2 protein-coding genes are annotated in these 8,499 nt (G+C 71.1%); both read left to right on the top strand.

Annotated elements, in window-relative coordinates:
- Positions 1-7,341, top strand: a 7,341-nt coding sequence (locus ACZ7OY_RS44430) for a type I polyketide synthase (protein WP_472251193.1), incomplete at its 5' end; no start/stop codon positions are given.
- Between the two features lie 30 nt (positions 7,342-7,371).
- A partial coding sequence (locus tag ACZ7OY_RS44435) for a beta-ketoacyl synthase N-terminal-like domain-containing protein (protein WP_472251194.1) occupies positions 7,372-8,499 on the top strand: 1,128 nt, incomplete at its 3' end.

Raw genomic sequence — 8,499 nt, forward strand, 5'->3', positions numbered from 1 at the left:
TTCCTGGAGCTGGCGGTCTGGGCGGGTGACCAGCTCGGCACCCCCACGGTCGAGGAACTCACCCTCCAGACCCCGTTGATCCTTCCCGAACAAGGTGCCGTCCAGCTCCAGGTGGCCGTCGGCAACCCCGACGACTCCGGCCGACGCGAAATCGTCGTGCACTCGCGGGCGGAGACGGTCGACGGTGACAGTGAGGCGCGGTGGGTGCGGCATGCGAGCGGTGTGCTCGCCGCGTCGGAAGCGGAGGCGGTGGAGAGCCTGGCGCAGTGGCCCCCCGTCGGTGCCGAGCCCGTGGACCTGGACGTGGTGGACACCTACGAGCGTCTCGCCGGGGGCGGGTATGCCTACGGGCCGGCCTTTCAGGGGCTGCACGCCCTCTGGCGGCACGGCGACGACGTTTTCGCAGAGGTTTCGCTGGCGCCCGAAGACGGTGAGAAAACCAAGGAGTTCGCTGTTCACCCCGCTCTGCTGGACGCGGCATTGCACGCCGTCGCCGTGACCGGATTACTGGGTGACGACATAACCGGACGGCTGCCCTTCTCGTGGAGCGGGGTACAGGTCCACACGTGGGGCGCTACAACCCTGCGGGTCCGGATCGCCCGTGATGGTGCCGACACCACGGCCCTCACTGCCTTCAACACCTCGGGCCAAGAGGTCGCCTCTGTCGCATCACTGGCATGGCGTCAGATGGATGCTGACCAACTGCACAGTTCGCAGGCGGCGTTCGAAGACAACTTGTACAGCGTGGACTGGGTCGAGTTTCCCCTGTCCGCCAGTGCCACTCCCTCCGCTGTGCGCATCGGGCCGGCGCCGGTCGCAGGGGAACTGGACCGCTACGACAGCCTCGATCGCTATGACGACCTCGACTCCCTCCGTCGCGCTCTCGACGCGGGCCGGGCCGTCGTTCCGGATGCCGTCATCACCGACTTGGGTACGGTGGCTGACAGCGTCGGCATCTCACTGCTCGACCATGCGCACGTGCAGGTTGCGCGGACTCTGGGACTCGTGCAGGACTGGCTCGCGGACGAGCGGTTCGCTACAACTCGGCTGATCGTGGTCACCCGTCGAGCCATTGCGACAGGCCCCGAGGTCGCCGCCGGTCCCCTCCGGCTTGCCGCGGCTCCGGTGTGGGGTCTGCTGCGCACCGCGCAGACCGAGAACCCCGGTCGCTTCGTCCTCGTCGACACCGACGACCCCTGGGTCGGTACTGCCGGTGTCCTAGAGGCCGCCGCAACCGGTGAACCCCAGCTCGCCCTGCGGGGCGGCACCGCGCTCGTCCCGAGACTGGCGCGCCTCCCCATCGCCGGAACCGCCACCGAGCCGCGCTTCGACCCCGCCGGCACGGTCCTGCTCACCGGGGCCTTCGGCAGGATCGGCAGTCTGCTCGCCCGGCATCTCGTTGCCCGGCACGGAGTGCGCTCCCTGCTCCTCACAAGCCGGCGGGGTGCCGCTGCCGAGGGGGCCCGGGAGTTGGTGGACGAGCTCACCGAGCTCGGCGCCGAGGTGCGGATCGAGGCGAGTGACGTGGCGGACCGGGCCCAGGCCGCCGCGCTGCTCGCGGCCGTCCCGGCCGACCGACCGCTCACGGCCGTCGTCCACACCGCCGGAATCCTGGACGACGGTGTCCTGGCCGCCCTCACCCCGGAGCGGCTCGACCGAGTGCTGCGACCCAAGCTCGACGCAGCCTGGCATCTGCACGAGGTGACGCGCGCCCTCGACCTCGCTGCGTTCGTGCTGTTCTCCTCCGTCTCCGGACTCGTGGGTGCCGCAGGCCAGGCCAACTATGCCGCCGCCAACACGTTTCTCGACGCGCTCGCCGCCCACCGCCGTGGCCTGGGCCTGCCCGCGCACGCCCTCGCCTGGGGGCTGTGGGACCAGAGCGGGGGCATGGCGGAGCGTCTGGACACCGCCGACCTCGCACGCATGGCCCGCGCGGGTGTGGCGAGCCTTGCCGAGGACGAAGGGCTCGCTCTCTTCGACGCGGCACTGACCCGCGACGACGCCCTGCTCGTTCCGCTGCGGCTTGACGCCAAGTCGGCACGGGGGCACGCCGGTTCGGAGGGCGTGCCGGCACTGCTGCGCGGCCTGGTGCGTCCGGCGGTCCGGCGTTCCGCGGCGGCTGGCGCGAACCGGGGAGGGGCCCTGCACGACCGTATCGCCGGGCTCACCACCGAGGAGCGCGCGCCAGTGCTGATGCAACTCATCGGCGAACAGACGGCGCTTGTACTCGGCCACTCCACGTCGTACTCGATCGATCCGGCCAGGCCGTTCAAGGACATCGGCTTCGACTCCCTGGCCGCCGTGGAACTGCGCAACGGTCTGAACGCGGCGACCGGGCTGCGACTGCCCGCGACGCTCCTCTTCGACTACCCGACCCCCACCGCCCTCGCCGCGTTCCTGGAGGCCGAGGCGCTCGGCGCCCCGGGCGCCGGCGAGACGCCGACAGTCGCGCACGTGGATGGCGAGGAGCCGATCGCGATCGTCGGCATGGCCTGCCGGTACCCCGGCGGCGTCATGTCCCCCGAGGAGCTGTGGCAGCTCGTGCTCACCGGGGCTGACGCCATCTCCACCTTCCCCGTCGACCGGGGCTGGGACATCGAGCGGCTCTACGACCCCGACCCCGACCGTCAGGGCACGACCTACACCCGCCAGGGCGGTTTCCTGCACGACGCGGCCGAGTTCGACGCCGCCTTCTTCGGGATCTCGCCCCGCGAGGCCCTGGCGATGGACCCGCAACAGCGGCTGCTCCTCGAAACGTCCTGGGAGGCCGTCGAGACCGCCGGGATCAACCCTGCCACCCTGCGCGGCACGAGTGTCGGTGTCTTCACCGGGATCATGTACCACGATTACGCACCTCCCCTGGAGCGGATGCCCGAACAGCTCGAAGGTGTGCTGCTCACCGGCAACACCGGCAGCGTGATGTCCGGGCGCATCGCCTACACCCTGGGCCTGGAAGGGCCGGCGGTGACTGTGGACACGGCCTGCTCGTCGTCGCTGGTCGCCCTGCATCTCGCGGCGCAGGCGCTGCGCTCGGGGGAGTGCGACATGGCGCTGGCCGGCGGCGCCACCGTGATGTCGACGCCCGGTACATTCGTCGAGTTCAGCCGCCAGCGCGGGCTGTCGCCCGACGGCCGGTGCAAGGCGTTCTCCGCCGAGGCGGACGGTACCGGCTGGGGTGAGGGCGTCGGTGTCCTCCTTGTCGAGCGGCTCTCCGACGCCCGGCGTAACGGACACACGGTGCTGGCGGTGGTGCGTGGCAGCGCCGTGAACCAGGACGGCGCTTCCAACGGCCTGACCGCGCCGAACGGACCCTCCCAGCAGCGTGTCATCCGCCGCGCCCTGTCCGCCGCCGGACTACGGCCACAGGACGTGGACCTGGTGGAGGGGCATGGCACGGGGACGAAGCTGGGCGACCCGATCGAGGCGCAGGCGCTGCTCGCCACGTACGGCCAGGACCGGGACGGCGAACGGCCGCTCTGGCTGGGCTCGTTGAAGTCCAACATCGGGCACACGCAGGCTGCCGCCGGAGTTGGCGGGGTCATCAAGACGGTGATGGCGCTGCGCGACGCGGTGCTGCCCAGGACCTTGCACGCCGACGAGCCGACCTCGCAGGTCGACTGGTCGTCCGGAACGGTACGGCTGCTGACCGAGGAGCGGCCCTGGCCCGAGCCCATGAGCGGCGGACCCCGAAGGGCGGCGGTGTCGTCGTTCGGGATCAGCGGCACCAACGCCCACGTGATCATCGAGGCGCCCATGCAGAGCGTCGCCGAGGCACCGGACGGGCCGCTCCCCGCTCTTGACGTGACGGAGAGCCCGGCAGCCCTCGTGCCGTGGCTGCTCTCCGCACGGACCGAGACCGGGCTGCAGGATCAGGCGCAGCGGCTGCTGGACGCCGGTGCTGCCGGTAACGCATCTGCCCAGGCCGTCGCGCGTGCGCTGCTGGATTCCCGTACGACCTTCGAGTGCCGTGCCGTGATTCTTGGCGCCGACGGTGCACGGCTGGTGGGCGGCACGGCCGCGGTCGCCCGTGGTGAGTCCCACCCGGACGTCGTCCAGGGCACCGCGGACGCCACGATGTCGCGTCGGCCGGTGTTCGTCTTTCCTGGTCAGGGTGGTCAGTGGGTGGGGATGGCGGTGGGTTTGTTGGAGTCGTCGCCGGTGTTCGCGTCTCGTTTCGCGGAGTGTGCGGCGGCGTTGGACCCGCTGACGGGCTGGTCGCTGTTCGACGTCGTACGAGGTGGCGAAAGCGCGCCGGTTTTCGACCGGGTGGATGTGGTGCAGCCGGTGTTGTTCGCGGTGATGGTGTCGTTGGCTGCGGTGTGGGCGTCGTTGGGTGTGGTGCCGGCGGCGGTGGTGGGGCATTCGCAGGGGGAGATCGCGGCTGCGTGTGTGGCGGGTGCGTTGTCGTTGCAGGATGCGGCGCGGGTGGTGGCTCTGCGCAGCCAGGCCATCCTCGCCCTGTCCGGGCGCGGGGGCATGGCCTCGGTCGCGCTGCCGGCGGACGAGGTCGGTGCACGACTCGCCGAGTGGGGTGAAGGGCTCTCCGTGGCCGCGGTCAACGGACCGGCCTCGACGGTGGTCTCCGGGGACGAGGACAGCCTGGAGGCGATGCTGTTCAATCTCTCCGGTGAGGGCGTGCGAGTGCGTCGTATCCCGGTGGACTATGCCTCGCACTCGGTTCATGTGGAGGAGATCGAGGCCGAGTTGGCCCGGCTGCTGGCGCCGATCGAACCGCGGACGTCTGCCGTCCCCTTCTACTCCACGGTGACCGGCGGCCTGATCGACACCACGACGCTGGACGCGGGTTACTGGTACACCAACCTCCGGCAGACCGTTCTCTTCGAGGACACCGTCCGCGCCCTCCTCGCCGACGGCTTTCGGCTGTTCGTCGAATCCAGCCCACACCCCGTGTTGACCACGAGCCTTCAGGAGACCGCCGAGGACGCGGACATCGAAGCGATCGGCATCGGCACCCTGCGCCGGGGCGACGGCGGGATGCGGCGCGTACTGCACTCCGCGGCGGAGTTGTACGTGCGTGGCGCCCACGTCGAATGGGACGCGGTGCTCGGGAACTGTCCCGTGCGACCGGTCGCCCTGCCGACCTACGCCTTCCAGCGCGAGCGCTACTGGCTGACGACCCGCCCCGTGGGGGACGACGCCCCCGTGACCGCGGGCGGTCCGGCCGACGACGACTTCTGGCGGGCTGTGGAAGGCGGCGACATCGAGACGCTGGTCGCGTCCATCGCGGACGACAGCCTCGCGGAGCCGCTCGGGGCGGTGCTGCCAGCCCTTGCGTCGTGGCGACGGCGACGGCAGGACCAGGACCGGCTCGACGGGTGGCGGTACCGGACCACCTGGAAGCCGGTGCCTTCCGCCGCCAAGGCCGACATGTCGGGCACGTGGATGGTGTGCAGCGGTGCGGACCAGGACGATGCCTGGGTGACGGCCGTCGTGGAAGGCCTCGTCGAGCGCGGGGCTGACGTCCGTCACCTGGTCCTGACGCCCGAATCCCTCGACCGTGCCCACCTGGCCGACCAGCTACGCACGGCCACCGCCACACCTGTCGCGGGCATCGTCTCCCTGCTCTCCCTCGACACCGACCAGAACCCCGAACACGCCGCCCTCACCAGGGGAGTTGCGGCAACCCTGGGCCTGGTCCAGGCCCTCGGCGACATCGCCGCCGACGCACCGCTCTGGTGCGTCACACGTCTCGCCGTGGCGGCCGATGACGGGCAGGACGGCGTCCCGGCGGGCGCGCTGGTCTGGGGGCTCGGCCGCGTCGCCGCCCTGGAGTACCCGCAGCGCTGGGGCGGCCTGGTCGATCTGCCCGAGGCGCCGTCCGCGCAGGCCGTCGAACGGCTGCTGTCCGTCCTCACCGGCGTGACGGGCGAGGACCAGATCGCCGTACGGCACTCCGGTCTCCTCGGCCGCCGCCTCACCCGCGCCGAACGGTACGACACCGCCACGCCGGCCTGGCGGCCGACCGGGACCGTGCTGATCACCGGCGGCACCGGCTCGCTCGGCGCCCGTACGGCGCGGTGGGCGGCCTCGGAGGGCGCCGACCACCTGGTGCTGGCCAGCCGCAGGGGAGCGGAAGCGCCAGGAGCGAGTGAACTCAAGGCCGAGCTGGAGGCGTTGGGCACAGCGGTGACGATCGTCGCCTGCGACGTGACCGACCGGGAGCAGGTCGCCGCGCTGATCCGCGAGGCGGAGACCCACGGGCCGCTGCGCGGAGTCGTCCACACTGCGGGCGCCGTCGACTACGTCCCACTCGCCGCCACGGATCCCGGCGAGTTCGCGGGCGCGCTCGCCACCAAGGTGATCGGCGCCCGGAACCTCGACGAACTCGTCGACGACACCTTCCTGGAGGCGTTCGTGCTGTTCTCCTCCGTCGCCGGAGTGTGGGGCAGCGGCGAACAGGGGTCGTACGCTGCCGGCAACAGTTACCTCGACGCGCTCGCCCACCGGCGGCGGGCCCACGGCCGGCCCGCCACCTCCATCGCCTGGGGATCCTGGGGCAGCGGTGGCATGCTCGCCGACGACAAACGTCGCCGGCTCGACCGCAGCGGCGTCCTCACGATGGACCCGGACCTCGCCGTCGCCGCCGTGGCACAGGCCGTCACCGAGCGCCGCGCCACGCTCACCGTCGCCGCCATGGACTGGAAGCTCTTCCTGCCCGCTTTCACCCTGCGCCGGGCCAGCGCCTTCCTCGGCGACCTGCCCGAGGCGCGGGAGCCTGGTGACGACAGCACGGCCCGGGCCACGACGGAGCAGCCGCCCGAACTGGCCGCCACCCTCGCCGGCCTTCCGCCCGCCCAGCAGCGCAAGCGGATCCTGCACCTGGTCACCTCGGAGGTGGCGGCCGTCCTCGGGCACACCTCCGGCGCGGGCATTCAGGCGGAGCGCGCGCTCAAGGAGATCGGCTTCGACTCGTTGACCGCCGTGGAACTGCGCAACCGCCTCAAGTCCGCCACCGGACTCGCCCTGCCGGCCACGCTGGTCTTCGACTTCCCGACCCCAGCCAAGCTCGCGGAACACCTGCGCGGGCAACTCCTGCCGGGAGAGACGGTGGTCGCCGGAAACGGCCACCCGCACACGGCGGATCCCAGCGAGGACGAGACCTACGTCGAGGAGCTGATCAGCGTCATCCCGCTGGGCCTGCTCCGCGAAGTAGGTCTGCTCGACCAACTGCGCGAACTGGCCGCGTCACAGGCGACCGCGAAGCCCGCAGACCGGAGTGGGGAACGCGAGAGTGACCCGCAGGACGACGAAGACCTCGCGGCAGAGGTCGACGCCATGGACATCGAAGAACTCGTCAGGATCGCGTCCCGCCAGAAGTAGCGTCCACGCAATTGCGAAGGGGCCGGACAAGTGGCTGCATCGACCGAAGAGATCGTCGCCGCACTGCGCAATTCGGTGAAGGAGAACGAACAGCTCCGCCGTCGTATCAAGGCGTTGGAGAGCGGCGAGCCCATCGCGATCGTCGGCATGGCGTGCCGCTATCCGGGCGGGGTGCGTTCACCCGAGGACCTGTGGCGGCTTGTCGCCGACGGCACGGACGCGATCTCGGAGTTCCCCGCCGACCGCGGCTGGGACGTCGAGCGGCTCTACGACCCCGACCCCGAGAAACCCGGCAAGATCTACGTCCGCGAGGGCGGCTTCCTTTACGACGCGGCGGAGTTCGACGCCGGGTTCTTCGGGATCTCCCCGCGAGAGGCCCAGGCGATGGATCCGCAGCAGCGGCTCCTGCTGGAGACCTGCTGGGAGGCCGTGGAACGGGCCGGCATCGACCCGCACTCTCTGCGCGAGACCCGCACCGGCGTCTTCGCCGGCTTCACCAACCAGGACTATCTGGCGCTCCACGAGGCGCCGCAGGGATACGAGGGCTATCTCCTCACCGGCAACATCGCGAGTTTCCTCTCCGGCCGCATCGCCTACACCCTCGGTCTGGAGGGGCCGGCGATGACGCTGGACACGGCGTGCTCGTCGTCCCTGGTCGCCCTGCACCTGGCGGTGCAGTCGCTGCGCTCGGGCGAGTGCGAGAAGGCGCTGGTCGGGGCCGTGTCGGTGATGTCCGCCCCAGGAGAGTTCCTGGAGTTCAGCCGGCAGCGGGGGTTGTCGGCGGACGGGCGGTGCCGGGCGTTCTCTGCGGACGCGGAGGGGACGGGGTGGGCCGAGGGTGTGGGTGTTCTGGTGGTGGAGCGGTTGTCGGATGCTCGGCGGTCGGGTCATCGGGTGTTGGCGGTGGTGCGGGGGAGTGCGGTCAATCAGGACGGGGCGAGTAATGGGTTGACGGCGCCGAATGGTCCGTCGCAGCAGCGGGTGATCCGGGCGGCGTTGGCGAGTGGGGGGCTCACTTCATCGGACGTGGATGTGGTGGAGGCGCATGGGACTGGGACGCGGTTGGGGGATCCGATCGAGGCGCAGGCTCTGCTGGCGACGTATGGGCAGGGTCGGGATGCCGAGCGGCCGCTCTGGCTGGGGTCGTTGAAGTCGAAC

Source organism: Streptomyces sp. NPDC107559, from assembly GCF_055657365.1.